At 56.4% G+C, this 20,142-nt stretch carries 9 protein-coding genes; 7 read left to right on the top strand and 2 right to left on the bottom strand.

All coding sequences use genetic code 11. The features are described 5' to 3' along the window. The first annotated feature begins 689 nt into the window (after nt 1-689). The 4 genes from PKO02S_RS19740 to PKO02S_RS19725 all read left to right on the top strand — a co-directional run bounded on the left by PKO02S_RS19740 (nt 690) and on the right by PKO02S_RS19725 (nt 5,517). A complete protein-coding gene (locus PKO02S_RS19740) occupies nt 690-2,039 on the top strand; it encodes an ABC transporter substrate-binding protein (RefSeq protein ID WP_127585565.1) in 1,350 nt (449 codons plus the stop codon). 122 nt (nt 2,040-2,161) lie between these two features. Further along, nucleotides 2,162-3,103 (top strand): carbohydrate ABC transporter permease, encoded by a 942-nt coding sequence (locus PKO02S_RS19735; protein ID WP_127585564.1) that lies wholly within the window; start codon nt 2,162-2,164, stop codon nt 3,101-3,103. A gap of 4 nt (nt 3,104-3,107) precedes the next feature. Then, nucleotides 3,108-3,896, top strand: coding sequence for a carbohydrate ABC transporter permease (locus PKO02S_RS19730; protein ID WP_127585563.1), 789 nt, complete (start codon nt 3,108-3,110; stop codon nt 3,894-3,896). 46 nt (nt 3,897-3,942) lie between these two features. Beyond that, complete coding sequence (locus tag PKO02S_RS19725) at nt 3,943-5,517, top strand: sulfatase family protein (protein WP_127585562.1); 1,575 nt, start codon at nt 3,943-3,945, stop codon at nt 5,515-5,517. Between the two features lie 2,078 nt (nt 5,518-7,595). Here PKO02S_RS19725 and PKO02S_RS19720 read toward each other — a convergent pair. Next, nucleotides 7,596-8,783, bottom strand: coding sequence for an ROK family protein (locus PKO02S_RS19720; RefSeq protein WP_127585561.1), 1,188 nt, complete (start codon nt 8,781-8,783; stop codon nt 7,596-7,598). Between the two features lie 470 nt (nt 8,784-9,253). On the opposite strand from PKO02S_RS19720, the gene PKO02S_RS19715 reads away from it, so the two are divergent. The 3 genes from PKO02S_RS19715 (at nt 9,254) to PKO02S_RS19705 (ending at nt 17,709) form a co-directional block, all read left to right on the top strand. Beyond that, complete coding sequence (locus tag PKO02S_RS19715) at nt 9,254-10,966, top strand: alpha-L-fucosidase (protein WP_127585560.1); 1,713 nt, start codon at nt 9,254-9,256, stop codon at nt 10,964-10,966. A gap of 386 nt (nt 10,967-11,352) precedes the next feature. Further along, nucleotides 11,353-16,233 (top strand): S-layer homology domain-containing protein, encoded by a 4,881-nt coding sequence (locus PKO02S_RS19710; protein WP_164821562.1) that lies wholly within the window; start codon nt 11,353-11,355, stop codon nt 16,231-16,233. Nucleotides 16,234-16,278: 45 nt separating this feature from the next. Beyond that, a complete protein-coding gene (locus tag PKO02S_RS19705) occupies nt 16,279-17,709 on the top strand; it encodes a hypothetical protein (RefSeq protein WP_127585558.1) in 1,431 nt (476 codons plus the stop codon). A gap of 20 nt (nt 17,710-17,729) precedes the next feature. Here PKO02S_RS19705 and PKO02S_RS19700 read toward each other — a convergent pair whose 3' ends face one another. Continuing rightward, nucleotides 17,730-19,994 carry a helix-turn-helix domain-containing protein gene (locus PKO02S_RS19700; protein WP_127585557.1) on the bottom strand — a complete coding sequence of 755 codons (2,265 nt, stop codon included), beginning with the start codon at nt 19,992-19,994 and terminating at the stop codon, nt 17,730-17,732. Nucleotides 19,995-20,142 lie beyond the last annotated feature (148 nt).

The raw sequence follows: 20,142 nt of genomic DNA, 5'->3' as shown, positions 1-20,142 counted from the left end.
ACCTCTCAGCACCAGTCGGAGCTCGAGTTTCGAGTTAGTAAACTTTCGTGCTTAGCCAATGTCGCGGGGCCGCTCGGCGAGCTCAAAGCTCGATTTTTTCATGCTTTGCCAGTGTCACGGAGCTGTTCGGCGAGCTGTAAGCACAATTTCGTGCTTAGCCAGCGTCGCGGGATCGCTCAGCGTGCTGTAAGCACGATTGTGCTTAGGCGAAGTCACGGAGCTGTTCGGCGAGCTGTAAGCACGATTTTCGTGCTTAGCCAGTGTGCGGGGCCTCTCGGCGTGCTGTAAGCACGAAAATTGTTGTGCTTAGGCAGAGATGCTGGCTTCCCTTCGCACTGCAGCCCCGCTATTCGCGCTGACCAGACAAGATTCCGCTAATTTGTATATTTTATATCATAAATAGACATGCCTTTGAAAAGTGCGTTTTACTAAAAAACGCACTTTTTTGCCTTTTTTTCTTCATTTCCTTCTTGACAATTAGGCATAAAACGATCATCTTTAGTATAGAGTCAATATTAAATAGCAGACAAAAACCGGCTATGTAGTAGTTCGAGGGGGGAAGAAGCACGCAGCTCCAGTAGCTCGAGCAACTTTTGTAAGCGCATGCAAGATTTGCACAGCTTGTGGGACAGACGGACGGCTTCACCGAGTTATGTTCGATTCACAGACCATAGGGAGGGGTATTCGCAATGTTCAACAAAAAAAGTTTCGCCTCGGCGATCATCAGCTTGGCGACGGTTTTCGCTTTAATCGGCTGCAGCTCATCGGGAGGCACTGGCACCGGCGGCACCGGCGGTAGCTCGACAGAGCCGACCAAGTCCGCTTCGCCGTCGCCGACGGAAGCGAAGCAAGAAACGATCGAGTTCTGGGCCTGGGCGCCCAACGCGGAAGAGTGGAAGGAGCTCGAGCAGAAGTTTGCGGCCAAGTACCCGAACATCAAGGTCAACTTCTCCAGCTTCAGCTCGCAAGACTACGCGCAGAAGATCAAGATCGCCATCCAGTCCGGCACGGCGCCCGACGTGATGGGCTTCGAGTTGGCGAATGCGCCCAAGTACGTGTCCGCCCTGGAGCCGCTAGCGCCATTCGCCGAGAAGGCTTGGGGCAAGGATTGGAAGGGCATGTTCAAGCAAGAGCCGCTCAAGCAGGTCGAGGGCCTGAATTACAGGCTGCTGCCGACCGGCATCAGCGCCACCCCAGTCATCGTCTATAACGTCGACATGTTCAAGAAGGTCGGCGTAGAGCCGCCTAAGACGCTCGATGAGCTGAAGGCCGTGCTGAAGAAGTTCGAAGACGCCAAGCTCGAAGGCGTCATCCCTCGCCTCGGCTTCCCGGGCGGCAAGGACTCGTCCTTCAACGACTTCTTCTTCAACATCGTGAACCAAGTCGCACCGGGCAAGCTGTACCAAGCGGCGGAGAACAAAATCCCGTTCACCGACCCGGACATCCTCAAGGCCGCGCAAATGTTCAAGAGCTTCTACACCGACAAAATCGTGCAGGACGGCAACCTGACCATAGCGTTCAGTCCGCAGCTTACCGACCTGTTCTTCAAAAACAAACAATTCCCGATGATCGTTGTCGGCGGCTGGACGGTCAACTGGATCAAACAATTCCAGGACAGCGGCAACTACGGCGTCATTCCGGTTCCTTCGGTCAACGGCTCGAAGCCGGTCGTGCAAGTGAACGCCGACCTCCCGCTCGGCATCAACAAAGATTCCAAGAAGAAGGACGCCGCCTGGAAGTTCATCGAGTTCATGACGATGGGCGACTACCAGCAGATCGAAGCGAAGTCGCTTTTGTTCTTGCCGGTGAAGAAGGGCATGACCTCCGACAACTCGCTGCTCAAGGCGGACATCTCCAAGGCAGGCGCCGATCTGGTCGTCGAGCTGGCCGAGAAAAACTCCGCGGGCGTACGTTTCATGCCGTATCCGGAGCTGACCCAAGGCATCTACCTCAATATGCAGAAGATGGCCACGGGCGAGCTGACCCCTGACGCCGCCCTTAAGGAAATCCAAAAGGTTTCGGAAAAAATCGAGCGCTAATCGCAAGTCCATTCTAGTCCCGGTGACTTCGCCGCCAGCTTGGCAGGCCATCGCCATCAGCCAACAGCCACTAGCCGCCAGACGGCGGAGGCTCCGGGACGGCTTCGTTGAAGGAGAGAATCATGATGGTCGACTGGACATCGAGTCCTTCCCCTACTGCAGCGGCGGACCTCGAACACAAGGGCAACTTCAAAAGGCGGCGGGGCATCGATTGGTCGGGGTACGCCTACATTTTACCGTTGTATGCGCTGCTCGGCGCCTTTATTTTTTGGGGCATCGGCTACAATTTCTACATCAGCTTCTTCAAATGGGACGGCATCGGCGACAAAAAATTCATCGGCCTCCGCAACTACACCGATATGGTGCAGGATCCGCTCGTCCACGACGCCTTGCAGCATACGCTGCAATTTCTCCTCGTGTCCATCCCGGGCTCGATGCTGATCGGCTTCGTCATGGCGATTCTGCTCCACAGCGTCAAACGGCTTGTCAGCGTGGCGAAGGCGCTGTTCTTCCTGCCGTACGTCATGGCGGTCGTCGTCATCGGCATCACGTTCCAGATGATCTACGAGCCGAATTTCGGGCTGCTGAACGAGACGCTGCGCGCGATCGGCCTCGATGCCCTCACTCGCCAATGGATCGGGTCCAAGGAGACGGCGCTGAACAGCTTGGCGGCGGTGTACATCTACGGCCATGTCGGCTTCTATATGCTGCTGTATTATACGAGCATTCTCAATATTGACGGCGAAGTGTTCGAAGCGGCGCGGATCGACGGGGCGGGGCTGTTCCGGCAGAGCACGCGGATTATTTTCCCTATGCTGAAGGGTACGCATATGACACTCATGATTCTTGGCGTCATCGCCGCGCTCAAGGTGTTCGAGCTCGTCTGGGTCATGACGGTAGGCGGTCCCGGCGGTGCGACCGAGCTCATCTCGACGCTGGTGTTCAAGAAGGCGCTGCTCGAGTTCAATCAAGGCTACAGTGCCGCGATTTCCGTGCTGATGGTGCTGATCGCATTCGTCTATACGGCGTTCCAAGTCAAATCCTATAACAAGGCGAGAAGGTGACCGGATGTTCGGCAAATTGAAGCTCGGCGAGAAGCTGTCCGTCTATACGATGCTGACCGTGCTGTCCCTCATCTGGGCGGTGCCGCTCGCCTATCTGCTGTGGTATTCATGGGACGGCGCCGGCTGGGGCAATTACGATGCGGTGATCCGGCTGGACCTGTTTCCTCGTTTCCTGATCAACTCTGTGATCGTAGCGGTCTGCGTGGTGTCGATTCTGTTGATTGTCGTGGCGTTGGCGGCGTTCGGGTTCAGCAAAATGAAATTCCCCGGACGCCATCTGTTGTTCAATCTCGCGCTGGTCGGCATGATGATCCCGGCGTCGGCGATGCTCGTCCCGCTGTTCCAGACGATCAAGGGACTGGGCTGGATGAATTCGTACATGTCGCTGATCGGCCCGGAGGTCGCGCTTATGGCGCCGTTCGCGCTGCTCATCACTCGTAATTTCTTCGACGAAATTCCGAACGAGCTGTTCGAAGCGGCCAGAATCGACGGAGCGGGGACAATGAGTCAATTCGTGCGCATCATTCTGCCGCTTGGCGTACCGATCCTGGCGACGGCGGGGATTATCGTGTTTCTGCATTCCTGGAACGAATATTTGATGCCGCTTGCTTTTATTAACGACAAGTCGATGCTGACGATCACAATGGCGCCGCAGTACTTCATTGAGGAATACACGGCGGATTACAACAAAGTATTCGCCGCGATGGTGCTTATGAGCGTGCCGATCGTCGTACTGTATTTGTTCGGCCAAAAGTATTTGCAACGAGGGCTGACGAGCGGGGCTTTGAAGTAAGTTGAGGTTCAATTTCTTGGATGGACTACTTAGGAGGCTTGTCCCGATGAAACGACCGAATCTCGTCTTTCTGATCGCCGACGATCATCGCTTCGACGGTATTGGCGCCTATGGGAATCCGGATGTGCGGACGCCTGTGCTCGACCGGTTGGCGGCGCAAGGCGCCTTGTTCCAATCGATGTATATCATGGGCGGACAGACCGCCGCTCTCTGCGTGCCGAGCCGGGCTTGCCTGCTGACGGGCGTGCAGCCGTTCCGGGCGACGGGATCCGGCATGCGCAGCATCGGGCTCGCGGAAACCGAGAACCGGGAGCTGTGGAATTTGGATCCCGCGCTGCCGACGTTTCCCGAGACGCTGCGGGAGTCCGGCTACCGGACATGCGGCATCGGCAAGTGGCACAACGGCAAGGCGAGCTTCGCGCGCAGCTTCACCGACGGGGCGGCGATTTTCTTCGGCGGTATGGGCGACCACGTCGGGCTGCCCGTCCATGGGTATGACTCGACGGGCGAGTACTCCGATGAGGCGGCTGAGGTGAGCGAGACGTACTCCACCGAGCTGTTCGCCGACGCCGCCGTCGATTGGATTCGCTCCTACCAAGGGGAGGAGCCGTATTTGCTGTACGTCGCGTTCACCGCGCCGCATGATCCTCGCACGCCGCCGCCGGCTTACGCGGCGATGTACCGCGCGGACAACCTGCCGCTGCCGTCGAACTATGCCGAGCGGCATCCGTTCGACAACGGCGAGCTGGACGTCCGCGACGAGCTGCTCGCTCCGCTGCCGCGTACGCCCGAGTCGATTCGCGCGGAGCTGGCCGACTATTACGGCATGATCAGCCACCTGGATGCGCAGATCGGGCGGATCGTGGAGGCGATTGCGGAGCGGGATGGCGGGGGTGGCGGTGAAGGTAATGATGGTGGGATTGGTGCAGGCGAGGCGGTAGCGGAACGGGAGGGTGAGGGCGGCGAAGGCGATGGTGGTGCGGGTGTAGGCGAGGCGGGTGCAGGTGCGGATGATGGTGCAAGCGGTGCTGGTGAGGCTGTGAGCGCTTGTGCTGACTCAGGCGACGATGCGGGTGCTGGCAGGGAGACGTTTGTTGTATACACGGCCGACCATGGACTGGCGCTCGGACAGCACGGCTTGCTCGGCAAGCAGAACCTGTACGAGCACAGCATCCATACGCCGCTTGTTGTAGCGGGCCCGGGTTTGCCGCGCGGTGCGGTGGTCGAGGAGCTGGCTTGCCAGCTCGACATTATGCCCACCGTGTGCGAGCTGGCGGGCGTGCCGCTGCCTAAGACGGCGGAAGGCCGCAGCCTCGTCCCGCTGATGCGGAGCGAGGCCGGGTACGGCGGCCGCGAGTACGTATTCGCGGCGTACAAGGACCTGCAGCGGATGGCGAGCGACGGCCGCTGGAAGCTGATCCGCTACTTCCGCTCGGCCGCGTCAGGCAGCGGCACAGATACGGTGCAGTTGTTCGACCTGCACCGCGATCCTTGGGAGACGATCAACCTCGTCTCCGCACCGGAGCGGCAAGCCGAGCGAGCCCGGCTTGAGCAAGCGCTGCGCGGGTGGCAGCTGCACATTGGCGACCCGCTCGTAAAGGCGGCGCTCGCGGCGGAGTGATTGTATGCGGAAAACCGCAAACAATCGAACGCCAGTCGCTCTGCCTCCGCTCCTTGTGGAAGAGCAAGCATAATAGTTACTTGGAGAATGGCAGCCAGTAGAGCGGTTTAGGCGTAACTCTGACTCGAACCCCCACGTTAGGCGCACAACCTCTCGTACCCTGAACCCAGAGTCACAGGGGCCGCTCCCGTGGCGGGAGCTCACCACGTTTCGAATCAGATGTACAACAATTCTACATCTGAAGCTCAAAATGCCTCAAAATCGGCTGCAGATGTAGAGGATTTGTACAACTGCACCCAAAAGCAGGCTATTTTCGCAGCCAAAGTATAAAAAATGGACATCTGAAAGATCAAAAGCAGGGCCAGCCGTACAAATCTTGTACATCTGAGTCCGAAAAAAGCTGATTTTGGCGCCTAGTTGTACAAATCATATACATCTGGCGGAACGCATGCGAAAGGCGGCGTGAAAGGACGGTAGGCGAGAGGTTAAGGAGAGCGCCATGGTGGCGGAACGCCCCGCGATAACCTACGTAGGGGAGAATTACTTGGTGGGGATAAGTCTAGTTGGTGGAAAGAGCAGTAGTGGGGTAGATAAGGGAAGTTAAATTGTTCTATATGGCAGAGGTCGCTCGACAACAGACGACGCAAGATCTGATTAGTTACCTGGTGGGGATAAGTCTAGTTGGTGCAATAAGCAGTAGGTGGGCGGTTGAGAAAAGTAACATGGATCTTGTAACAGCTGGTGTTTAAACCGACTGGTGCGCGTGGTGTAACCCCGATACCGGAAATTTATGCGCCATGCACCGCAACCCTGCGCTGTTGCGCACTGCGCCATTGCACCCCTACGCAGGAAAACCCTGACCGAACCGGTCAGGGTTTTCTGCGAGACAACCTTCCAACCAACTATCCGCAGTCACCTTGATCTTGATATTGTCAATATACGCCTTCCCATTCGGAATCGTCAAATTGTTGTTGAATAGCCAATTTTGATCGTTTTGGAAGAGTTTATGAGGGCAGCTCCGAATACGGTCGTCCGCTAGCTACATGTGAAAACGGACGCGTATATGAAGGGGATTACACGCACGGCAGGCCGATAGCTACATACGAGGGAGACGATGCGAGCGCGGCGGCTTGCGTTGCCGCTTACTTGCTCATATTGAAAATAACCGATCGCGAAGAGGGTGATGACGACGGGGTAAGGCCCTTCCAGGTAGGTATACCGGAGCCCATCGACAACACTCCGGAGAGTTTATCGTTTAAACTTTTTTTCTGGCTAGGAATGCCGCTATTGTTTGGTCTGCCCGTCGCACTCATTATGCTGTTGGCGGGGGCATGCGGCTCGGCCTTCGCAACATTTTATTCGGTTATTTACATTGTGTCTTGGGCTATTATGATAGCTTCAGCTTCTAATAGAAGCTCTTCGCTGACTGGAAAGTTTTTCTCTAGCGGGTTCGGAGTGTATTTGATTGCAGTAGCCGCACTCGTCCTGATTTTGTTGGTTTGCGGCGTGCCTAACCATTTGATCCCGGGTATAGTGATTGTGGCGACCATTTTATTTATTTGGAAGGTGTTCAGCGGGTGAAATTAGCATGCCCTCCCGCACAAAATGAAACAGCCTCAGGCGACGGCTAGCCGTTCCTGAGGCTGTTGTTGTTCGCTGCCCGCAAGAGGCAGACACTAGGGGTCTACATGGTGGATGCGACGGTCGACGGCGGACTATGTAGAGCTCTGGCAGATGAGTAATGCCGGGTCGCCAGGTTTAGCGGACAGGAGATTCGTTATTATGCCTCATTCAGCGTGTTTTGAATATTTAGAGGACACACGAGCGCTTATTCGACTCCTCAGGCGAACAAATCGCCACTTTACGGCTAAATAAGGTCCACTGTGTCCGCCAAACTCGCGAAAACGTTACTTTTGTCAGAAATAAGATCATCTGTGTCCGCGAAAAAGTCGCGACAGCGTTAGTCTGGTACAGGGAGCGACTTTCCGGAAAAAATGGGGATTCCATAAGCCTCCGTAAGCCTCCGTCAGATTCCATAGCGTTACTGACGCTCGCTCCGCAGTCCTCCCCCGGCCACTTCAAGCCAGCGCATGCGCGATAATCGTCTGCGGCAACTGCTCCATGACGAGCGAGACCGCGCCGTACGCGACGCCGAGCACGCCCAAGTCCGAGCAATAAATGTCCAGCTGCTCGAGGAACCGCGCCGGGATAGCCTCCCGCAGCGAGCTCCAGATCGAGTTGACCAGCGTAGGCCCGAGCAGCCCGAGCAGGCCGCCGATGCAGATCACCTTAGGGTTGTACGCGTTGATGACGTTCGCGAGGCCGATGCCTTGATAGTGGCCCAACTCATGCACGGCGCTAGCCACCTTCGCATCGCCGCCGCGCAGCCCGTCGATGATCGAGGCGAACGGCTTCTCCTGCGGCGTCGTCTCGAGCAGCTCGTAGAGCGCCTTCACCGAGGCGTACATCTCCCAGCAGCCGCGGCTGCCGCAGGTGCATTTCTTGCCGTTCATGTGGATGGTCGAATGCCCGAGCCGGCCAGCCGACCCCGTCGAGCCGGTGAACAGCTCGCCGTGATTGTACACCCCGACCGACAACCCCCAGGAGCTCGTTACATACGCCAGATGCTCCGCCGACTTCGCCCGGCCGAAGTGGATCTCGCCCATCGCCCCGGCATACGGAGCAGGATGGATGTAGATCGGCAGCGACGGATCTCGCCGCGACAGCTCCTCGAGCAGCGGGAAGCCGTTCCATTCCTGAAGGTTCGCGCTATAGTCCACGACTTGGGTCCGCAAGTTGTAATACCCTTGAATCGATACCCCCACCCCGACAATGCCCAGCAGCCGATGAGCGTGTGCGGTCTGCAGATCGGCCAATATTCCGGAGAGTGTCCGCACGAACACATGGGGATCCTTCGACGTGTGCGGGTAAGTCATGTTGTCGACGATTTTGCCGGACAAATTCGTCACGAGCACGGTGAACTGGTTAATATCGACGTCCACGCCGACGCAGATGCCCGCCGATTCCTGGATGTCGATCAATGTAGGAGGGCGGCCTCTCGACGTGCCTGTCGTGCCTAGCTCCACGAGGATGCCCTTCTGCAAATACAAGTCCACACAGCTCGAAACCGTCATCTTGTTCAGACCGGTCAGAGCGGCGATTCGTGCCCGGGAGATGGGGCGGTGCTTCAGCAGCGCCTTGATCGTATGATCCATATTGATCTTCTTCACCAAATCCAAATTGCCGATCGATCCCTTGGAATGCATCGTCTACACAACCTTACTGTCGGCAGGATAAGTTCCGCACAAATAATATTAATAATATACAAAATAATCAACATTGTCAAAATATTATCCTTGTCTTGCCTTGACAACGACTGTATTACATCCTATTATTTAGTATGAGTAATATACTAAATAACCAAGAAATAATGCCGAAATGTGAGGAAGGGAGGGACAAGTGACGGTGAAACAGTCCATTCCTGGGCTGTGGCACACGTGCGGCGAATTTCAAGGGAGCTTCTTCCGGCAGGAGAAGTATCGGCTCAAGTCCCTCTATGAGGACAGGGGAGTAGGAGCAGGCGGGAGAAGTTGTGTATTTCTCAAATATGAAAGCGGTTTCACAAAAAGCCCTCGGCAACAAACACTAGTAAACACCCAACTAAAAATCGGATTCGGAGGCGGAGCAGTCGACGCGACTTTTCATGAAACCATCATCTTGAAGGAGGTTATGATGAATGAGCAAGCATCGATGGACATTTTTCGCCGTTTTGGCGTTTCTGGCAGCTCTGGCATTTTGCGCCAACCCTGCCAGCACCAAAGCGGTAACACCCGATGAATATGTCGATCTCGGGTTCGGATTTTTTCCGCATTATGGATTAAATACTTATACGGGTACAACCGGCGGGCAAGGCAATCCGGCCAACTTCCCTTCCTCGCTCTTCGCGCCAACCGATCTCGACGTCGACCAGTGGATGGCGGCCGCCAAGGACGCCGGCATGACTTACGTCATCGCGGTCGCCAAGCACCGCTACGGCTGGGCGGCTTGGGACAGTGCCTACACGACCTACGATATCGCCACGAGTTCGGTCCCGAACGTCGATCTTGTCCGGATGATGGCCGATTCCGCGGCGCAATACGGTCTGAAGTTCGCCATCTATTTCAACTCCGATGACCGCTACCATTTCCCCGGAGGGGTGACCGGCAACGCCACATACACCGCCTTCGCCAAAAATCAGCTGACCGAGCTGCTCACCAACTATGGCGAAGTCATCGCGATCTGGTTCGATCATGCGAAGGCCCTGACGGTAGCGCAAGCCAATGAACTGAAAACTCACGTGAAATCGATTCAACCCGACACGCTCGTCATGTTCCACGATAACGACAAGTTCGGCATTACCGATGTCCGCCTCCATGAGCTCGTTCAAGGCGATCCGCCCGTCGGCAACGCCCATCCTTGGGAAGAAGCATGGACGGCCTACGACGCATACTGGTCCTGGACGGACAATGAGCAGCCTGCCGCGCCATGGAACGATCCGGAATATGTAGCGAACCGCATCCGCTATTACAACAAACGCTTTACCTCCTTCGCGATCAGCATTCCCCCGGGACCGAACGGCAAAATTTCGCCTGCCGGCATTCAACTTATGAAGGATATCGGATCGTATCTCCGCTGGAAGCAAACCGACGACCGCAGCACCTCCATCACGTACAGCGGTACATGGGCCGACAATACGAATTCCAGCTATTACAAAAGCACGGGCCGCAACAGCAACCAGACGAACGCCTATGCCGAATACACATTCACCGGGACAGGCGTGCGGCTGATCACGAAAAAAGCGCCGGCCGGCGGTATTTTCGACGTCTACATTGACGGGACGAAGGTGACGACCTTCGACTCATACGCGAGCTCGAACGTTTTCAATGTGGTGGCTTACGAGACGACCTCGCTCTCCAACGGCCCACACACGATCAAAATGGTCGTCACCGGCAACAAAAATCCGAACGCCTCGAACAACAACTGCAATATCGACTTGATCGAGGTGTCGACGAACCCGCCGCTTCCGCCGGCAAGCACAATCGTGGACGATACGAACAGCGCGATCACGTACAGCGGCAGTTGGAGCCATGTCGCCCGGGCATCAAGCTACGGCGGTACGATATCGCATAGCAATACGCTGAACGACTACGCCGAGTACACGTTCACCGGGAAGGGCGTCAAGCTGTTTACGCAGAAAGGACCGAGCGCGGGGAAATTCGATGTCTACGTCGACGGCGTGAAGGTGCTCACGTACGATTCCTACGCCGCTTCCGGCCAGCATCAAGTGCTTGCCTACGACAATCAGAGCCTCGGCGCCGGCTCGCACACGATCAAGGTAGTGGTGACGCATACGAAAAATCCGAATTCGAGCAATTACCATGCTCATCTGGACTATATCCAGGTCAATTGACCGACGAAGGACAACCGGTCCTTTACCCGAAGAAGAGCCTTGTTGCAAGGCTCTTCTTTTGTCGGCTCCAGGGCTGCTCCCCAGGCCGGAGCTGCGGTTCTTCGACGCTTCCTGATGGGACCCCCTCAACCATAAACTCAAGCACATGTCGGCTTCCTGGGTGCTGTGCTTTGGTTTACACTCTCCTCCCTCCTATATCCAAGCCATTCTTCCTTTTTTTCGAAATTGGTTAATTTGTTGGATTATTCATTTTTTAAGAAGGATGACAAAAAGTAGCGATGGGAGAATGCAGCCTCCCTCCTTATAGTAATGGAAGAGCAGGCGGGACAGAGCCAGGCAGTCCCGTAAGGGCTTCCACTACTTTTCAGGAGGGGACGGTTGAGACATTGTTGAGAACAAAGGCTCCACTTATTTTGCTTGTTATTGCACTCGTCCTTGGCGGCATCATTCCGGCGGCGGGTCAGCCCCGTCACGCATCGGCTGCAGCCGGCGCTACTTATGAAGTAGGTCCGGGCCAGGCGTATTCCGCCATCGGGGACGTGCCCTGGGAAAGCTTGAATCCCGGAGATACGGTCCTGATTCATTGGAGATCGCAGCCATACAAGGAGAAGTTCGTCATTTCACGCCAGGGCACAGCCGATGCCCCGATTACCGTATCCGGCGTTCCCGGGCCGAATGGCGAACTGCCCGTGATTGACGGCAATGGCGCCACTACTCGAACCGGTCTCAGTTTCTGGAACGACAATCGCTCCATTATCAAAATTGGAGGCGCCCGATTTGCGGGCAGCGCTTCGGACCCGGCCTCCGGCAATTTGCCGAAATACATCACGATCGAAAACTTGGAGATTCGCGGAGCGAGGCTCAGCAATCCTTACAAGGATTCCACCGGTGCGGCGAAGAGCTACGTGAAAAACGCTTCTCCGATATTTATCGAGTATGGGGAAAATCTGATTATTCGAAACAACATATTGACCGACAGCGGCAACGGATTTTTCGTAGCCAGCTCGGATGCGGGGGTTTCCCGCAACATTCTGGTCGAGAAGAACTACATTTACGGCAACGGCAACAGCGGAAGTATTTACGAACACAACATCTACACGGAGGCCATCGGCATTACTTTCCAGTACAATCGTCTGGGCGAGCTCTGCGCCGGCTGCAGCGGCAACAATTTGAAGGATCGATCCTCCGGCACGGTCATCCGGTACAACTGGATCGAAGGGGGCAACCGCCAACTGGACCTGGTGGAGGGAGACGACACGGCGAACATCACCAACGATCCCGGGTACAGGCAAACCTTCGTCTACGGAAATGTGCTGATAAAGCCGGACAATGCGAAAAATCCGCAATTTCTCCACTATGGCGGCGACAATGGAGAAGAGTCGCTTTACCGGAAAGGCAAGCTGTATCTCTATAACAATACCTTTGTCTCGAATCGTTCGGACAAGACGACGATTATGCGATTGTCAACCGATTCGGAGACGGCGGACGTACGCAATAATGTGTTCTACAAGGCCAAGCCCGACTCCAGCCTGTCGCTCATCGACGAGACGGGCACGGCGAATCTGTTCAACAACTGGATCAGTTCCGGCTATGCGGATATTGACTCCGACACGGGCGGTACGGTGACGCATGTCCATACGATAACGGGACAATCGCCCGGCTTCGCCAATGAGCTCGAACAGGATTTCCGGCCGGTCGCCGGTTCCCCGCTCATCCAGGCGGCGGCTGCCTGGCATGACGACGCTGCAGGGCATTCGGTCGACAGGGAGTACGCCAAGCATTTGGCTTCGCAATTACGCGACGCGAGCGGCGCGTTCGACCTCGGCGCATTCGCGGCCGCCAGAGGCGAGACGATGCGTCTCAAAGCGCTGTTCAACGTGGAGATAACGGATGGACAAGCCGTATACGACGCCGTTTACAAGGCTGTCTCGTTCCAGATCGACTTGACCGATGGCTTCGAGACGGTGGCGATCCCGGTATCGACCCTGAAGGCGAAGCTGGCCGGCGAGGGGGGGCTGCTGAGAAGTATAGCGTTCATTCCCGCCGATGCCTTCCTGAATGAGGATGGCGATCTGGAGAAGGGTTGGCCGGAAACGAAGGATACCTTGTACATTGACAATGTGCTCCTGGGCCAGACGCCTCTCTTTACTGACGAGGAGCGGCGGCCATTTGCCTTCCAGGTATTCCCCGATGAGGAAGACCCGCATTTCACTTATGTCGTCAACGGGGTTTATTCGGAGCATGACGGGACAGGCGGCTCGAATGCCATCAAGTACATGGTGGCCGGCGGTGCGGGCGCAGCCTGGATGGTGTACGACTCGCCGATCGATTTGAACGGTTATGCCGGCACCGAGATGCTGACGTTCAGCATCGACCTGGCCAACTCGCCTATGGAAGCGTGGACGCCTCCTCCTCCCGTCCCGCAGCCGGGCGTGAACGACGCGCCTCCTCCGACCGTGGAGATCGGGCCGGGCAAAGCCTACGAGAGTATAGGCTCCTTTGCCTGGGAGAACCTGCAGGCCGGAGATGTAGTCTATATCTATTACCGTCCGGAGCCTTACAAGGAGAAGATCGGTCTATTCGCGCAAGGGACCAGCGAGCGGCCGATTATTATTCACGGCGTTCCGGGACCGAACGGAGAGCTTCCCCGAATAGACGGAAGCCTGGCCACCACGCGAACGGCCAATCCGATCCCAAATCAGAACCGCTCGCTGGTGCGTATCGGGTCGGGGAGCAAGCCGGCCAAGCATATCGTCTTCGAAAATTTCGAGGTGTATAACGCGCACACCTCCCAAAGCTATACGACCAATACAGGTACGGCCAAGTATGCGAACAGCGCCACCGGGATCTGGATTGACAATGGCGAGAACATCACGATCCGTAACAACAAGATTCATAGCAACGGCAACGGGATCTTTGGCACATCCTACATGGACCCGGCCTACCAGTTCGACTACGTCTCGAAAAATATTTTGATTCAGGGCAATACGATCTACGGCAACGGCAATGCGAACCGAATGTTCGAGCATAACAGCTACATCGCCGCCAGCGGCACGATCTATGAGAACAATTACTACGGTGTGCTGAGAGACGGCTCTCAAGGATACGGATTAAAGGACAGGGGAGCGGGCACGGTAATCCGCAACAACTGGATCGAAGGCGGCAGGCGCCAAATCTCGCTGGACGATTCGGAAGATACGCCGCGCCTGTTCTTCGACCCCCGGTACAACGATGCCTTCGTCTATTCGAACATGCTCGTGGAGCGTGACCATCTGTTCGATACATGGGGGGATGACGAGATCATTTCCTTCGGCGGCGATCATGTTAATATTCCGGATCGGAACGGTACGTTGTACTTCTACAACAATACGATCGTCACTTACAGGCAAAATCGGATATACGGCGAGAATGGAGTGCCGGGCCTCAAAAACCCGGGGCGAATCGAACATACCACACTGTTCTACTTGGGCTCCGATCTGAAGAAAGTGGATGCCCGGAACAATGTCTTCCACGCAGCCGGCGAGGACCCCGCGCCTCTGGTCGTGATCGATGATCCGATGGGCGTTGTGGACCTGAAGAACAATTGGTTTACGGAAGGGTATCATATCAATTTCACCGGCCCGCCCAAGTCCATTCATTCCGAGACCGGTACGATTACCGGCCGCGATCCCGGTCTGATCGACGTGTCTCTGGACGTGCAGAACTATTGGCCGAAGTCGTCTTCTCCTCTGGTGAATGCCGCCGCCGCTCTGCCGGATTCGCATGCCGGGCTGATCGGGAGGCAGTATGTCAAGCACGCGGCCTCCGAGCCTCGTCCGAGCTCCGATCGGATGGACATCGGCGCTGCCGAGTACGTTCCGGGACCGACTCCGTCCCCGACTCCCGTAGGTCCACCAGCCTCGGGCGAATCCGACCCGCCTCCTTCCGGCCCGGTTGTCCTCCAGCCGCCGGCTGAGCTGCCGGTGCCGGAATCAGAAGCGCTGCTGGCTTTGCCTGGGAAACTGAGCGGGCTGCTTCCGGGAGGCTCCGCCTCCAACAGCGGGACACAGCAAGCTGCGGCATGGGTCGCCGATGCCATTCGTGAGGCAGGAACGATCGATATGTCCGCTGCCGTCTCGATAGCGAGGGACGAAGCGGTGCCAGTCATCGATCCGGCTAAGCTGGAGGCGCATTTCAAGCAGGCGAGGAAGGCTGCCGATCAGGCCAACGGGATACTGCGCCAGGCTTTGCCCGACGCTGCGCCGGTCAAGACGGTAGCTACGCTGGATCTGGGATCTCTTGCAGTTTCGTCTGCGCGAATCCCGCTGCCTCTGGCCTTGTTGCGGAGCGCTGCGGACAACGGAGTAGACGCGATAGCCGTAAAGGTGAACGGGGTTTCGCTGACGGTGGGGCTGGACCAGCTCACCGGGGATACTACGGTCGGCATTAGCGTGCAGCAGCCAACCGGGACGAATTCGCCGGCCTCGGCGGTCAGAGCCTCCGACATCTATCGATTCGAATTTACGACGGGCGGCCAGAAAATCGAATCGTTCCAAAAACCGGTCGAGGTCCGCATTCCGATCCGATCGACAACCGGGTTGGACACGCAACGGCTCGTGCTGGCCAAGCTGGACGACGGTCAAGTCGTCTTGAAGGGCGGCATGTACGATGCCGGGAGCGGCGAGTTCCGGGCGCTGAACAAATCGTTCTCCACCTATGCGGTTCTGGAAAATCGGGTTGCATTCCAGGATGTCGAAGCGGTATCCAAGTGGGCGGGACGCGCGATTGAGGTAACTGCGGCCAAAGGGATAGTGGAGGGAAGAGCCGAATCCGCGTTTTATCCGAACGCTGAGGTGACTCGCGCGGAATTCGCCAAGCTGCTCGTTCAGGCATTCGGGCTCGCAGATGCGTCGGCGTCGGAGAGCTTCACGGACGTGAACGAGAACGATTGGTTCCGGCCTTATGTGGCCGCTGCCGTACAAGCCGGCATCGTCAGGGGACGAACAGACAGTCTCTTCGAGCCGAACGCTGCGATCACCCGGGCGGAGATGGCGGCTATGGCCGCAAGAGCGCTGGCGGCGGCGAAGGCTTACAAGCCTGCATCGGCTTCGGTGCTTGCCGCATATGCGGATGCGGGACAGCTTGACGCTTCGTTGCGGGATAGCGTAGCGCTGGCCGTCGCAGAGGGCATCCTTACGGGCAGAGAGAACGGCTTGCTCGCACCTTCCGCGAATTCCACCCGGGCAGAGGCCGCAGTCGTCATTTACAGAATGCTGGAAAAGCTGTGAGGCTGCCTGGAGCCGCCTGGAATCATCGAGAGGAGAAGGAGTAAAATGAATCATTTGTTACCGCAAGGCCCTTACAGCGTAGAGAAGGACGACGGGTGGCGCACCTTGCTGACGACCGCGCCGTCCGACCGCTATTACAGGAATCCGGGCATGGGGTTAATCGGATACACATGGGAGGAGAACGGCCCCTCCCTTGCCGTACGCAACGGCAAATTGCAGCTGGAGCAGTTTGTAGAGCGGATGGCGTCCTCGCCGTATGTCGATGCCCTATATATCCGCTGTGATTGGCGCGATGTGCAGCGGGCGCCGGGGAAGCTGAGCCTGAGCCCGGTCTGGCGTCTGACTCTCGATGCCGCCAGGAAGTACAAGCTTCCGGTCGGATTCCGCGTGCAGCTGTCTTCTCCCAATTTTCAGCCGAAGCAGCTCGCTGCCCCCGATTTTATACAAGAGCGGGTGCCATTTGTCAAGATTGGCCGGAAGCCGAATTTGGAATTCGATTATCGGGAGCCTCAATACGACCATCCGGCTTTTCTGACCGCTTTTCAGGAGTTGAACGACCTGCTGGCAGCGGAATTCGACGGCGATCCGACGATCGAATATATGGATCTGATGATGTATGGCTTTTGGGGGGAAGGGCACTCGTCGGGGCTGCCCCACCCCTTTGCGGATGATATTACAGCCGAGCGCACTATGACCCGCATGGCGGAAATGCAGCTGGAAGCCTGGAAACGCACGCAACTGGTTGTGAATATGCAGACGGATATCAGCAGGGTCGGCAATGTGCGCGTCCAGGAGATGGCAATCTCCGAGGGGCATTGGGCGCGGGTGGACAGCATTATTGTCGAAGAGCCGTGGGGGATTGAGCAGTTGGCGTCCCGCCCGCAGGCAACCGGATTGATTGTGGAGGACGGGACGCACCGTCATTACGACAGCAGCCGCATCCCGGTTTTACCGTCGGGGATGAACGCGCTGGAAGACGCGATGAAGCACGCAGCTGATGTGGGAGGCCAGTACTGGGCCTTATGGACCGAGGAAGATCAGTTCGCCGCATTCGACGAGGCTAATCCGGCTGCAATACCCGCTCTGCGCAGGAGACTCGGCTATCGGGTCAGACCGGCCTGGATCTGGCAGCGCATCAGGGGGGAAGGCGACGAATTGGTCGTGGCTGTGGCGAATGACGGAGCCGGAGGTATCCCGGGCAGGCTCCGCATCGTGGCCGAGTCCTTGGACGGGCGCTACAGGGAAGGGGGCCTCCTGGCCCCCGGAGAGCCGGCAGGCGGCAGGGTCAAGCTGGTGTCCTTCCTTCTGCCTCCGGAGATGTCCGGGCAAGTGATCGCGCTTCGCGCCGAATTGGAGCTGCGACCGGGTCTCGCCAGACCTGTCCGATGGTGCTGCGAGCCAGTATCGGCTGAGGATGGCGGGTTGCACGTCAAGCTTCATCGGCACGACGAGCCGGGCTGGCGCAAAAATATATAAACCTTTCGCTCGACCCCGGGTTACTCGGGGTCGAGCGCCGTTAAGGAGATGGCTCTCAGCCGGTATTCGCTTGGCGTGGTACCGGTCATTTTTTTGAATATTCGATTAAAGGTGTTGATATTCTGGTAGCCGACGCTGGCGGCGGCATCTTGGATTTTGGCGCCGGGCTGCGCAAGCAGGGGAAGCACCCGGCGGATGCGGACCGAGTTGACGAAATCGACGAAATACACGCCGGTTTTGTCTTTGAAATAGGTCGACAAATAACTGCGGGACAAATTCAGCTTATCCGCAAGCAGCTCCAGCGAGATCACCGAGTCATAGTGAGTCTCGATGTAGTCGCTGACGAAGGCAATGATAGGATCGCGCTTGATGCGATGCATGTCGTGCAGGGCCGACGCGGCGTTCAACTGCTCCTGGAACCATTGCTTCAACTGGTCGTATGTGTGGCAATCGTCGAGCGCTCCCTTCAGGGCCCGAAGCTCTTTGGTATTCAGGCCGAGCCGCGAACACCCCAGCTCGATTCTGACGGCAAGGCTCTCGGCGAACGCGATCACTTGTGAGTGCAGAGCTTGCCGCTTTTTCATCGTGCGTATCGTCTTTTCAACCATGTCCATCGCTTGTTCGAACTGACCCTCGGCCAATTGAGAATCGAAGGCGTCCTCATGATCCAATGTGTAGGGGGAAGACTCCTGCGGCTGCAGGGGCTCGAACAGAACCTGTCCCGGGGAGTCGAAAGTCCGGAGCTTGAGCAAGGTGAGCGCCGATTCGTAAGCCTCGGTCAAATCGTCCGTCTCCCCCCTGCTTTGCCCGACGCCCATCGTCAAGAAGCAGTATTCGCGCTCGTTTCGCATCATGGCGGAAATCTGCTCGATAACGGCGCGTACTCGCTTCTCTTCCGTCTCGCCGAACAATACGGCAATAATCAATTCGCGTTCAATCTGGCATGACAGCTTCTCCGGGAATTCGTCCTTCAGCAATTGATCGATGACTTCCTTCATGTAGGGGGTCGCGCGTTCCTTGGCAAAATCCAGATTATCAAGCAGCCCGGGCATGTAGTGGATCTGAAACAGCAGAATCCGAAACGGTCTCCTCTCCTTCCGCAAATCCCAGAAACGGCTAAGACCGTTGCTCGTTCGCTTGAATACGTCGATGACCGCATAGTGCCGCAGAATGGAATTTTTGATCTTCAGATCGTGGCTGATATCGCGATTGGATTCCACGATTTGTTTGACCCGTACTTGGATTTCCGAAAATTCCTTGATTCTGGATATCGGCCTGTCGCCGGCGCTCTGGTGCTGAAGCGCCTCTATCATGCGTTTGACAGGGGATTGGAGGCGGAAAGCGAACACAAACGACATGATCACGCTGAGCAGCACGACGAGCAGCAGGATGGCGAAGAAGGAGCTCTGCCAAGTCGTCTTCGCCGCGATACTGGCGTCCGAAATTTGGGTCGAATAAGTGAATTTGGTATAATCGCCTTTCTGCTGAAACCAGTACTCCCCGTTATTCTGTTTGAAGGCGTCGCCGATCGGGACCGAAGCGTCCCGGTTGTCCGCATTCGCCGGGCTGTACAGCAGTTGGCCGTGGGAGTCGCGAATGTAGAAATTGTCGTTAATCGATTGAAAGAACGAATCGTAAAGCTGATCGGCCCGAATGAGAGCGACGATGACGAAATCGGGGATGAACTGATTCCGGATCACGATCGGGAGCTGCCGCGGAGGAGCGATTACATTGCCGTTGCCGTCCTGTTCGTAGAAGATTTCCGTAGGAAGATAGGTTACAGGTTCCTTCCGTTCGAAGATGGAATTCCAGTAAGACGCCGGTTTGTCGGGATGGAGCAGATAGCGGCTGAAGTAGTCCCCGTTGGACGTGCCTCTGGATTTGTCAAGGGAATAGCTGCTCTTCCCGAAGTACATAATCAGATTGTCGATGCGCAGAGAGCTGTTGTTGAGAAAATGCTGAATGGACGTTCTCGTCTCCATGGCGGCCAGAAAGGAGTAATCTGGCTTGTTCAAGGACTGAACGTCGACACTCATGGAGAAAGAGAGCACGGAGTCGGTAATGAGCTGAAATTGCTTCTCGTATTCGTCGATGGCGGAATCGAGAATCAGATTGTTGTACTGAATGACTTCATTTTTGACCCTGTCGCTGAAGAACAAGGCGGAAAAAAACGTGAAACAGGAAAACAAGAGGATGATGACCCCGAAGCTGGACAGGAACCAGGCAAATAGTGTGAGCGGCCGTATCTTCGATGCGAGTTTGCGGACTGTCATGGTCCAAGACATGTTCACAGCTTCTCCCCCTTCTGCGTATCTGAGTCATAATTAATTTTGTATAGCAAAGTCATATATGGTGTCAATCCTTATTTGGAAGCTTCAAGCGTTATGAAGTACTCAAATTTTCAACTATTACTCTAATTTTTCGTTCTTCTGT

Source organism: Paenibacillus koleovorans NBRC 103111, from assembly GCF_004000845.1.
Lineage (GTDB): Bacteria > Bacillota > Bacilli > Paenibacillales > NBRC-103111 > Paenibacillus_AA > Paenibacillus_AA koleovorans.
The sequence above is the reverse complement of the archived record's forward strand: the minus strand, read 5'-3'. Positions and strand labels throughout refer to the sequence as shown.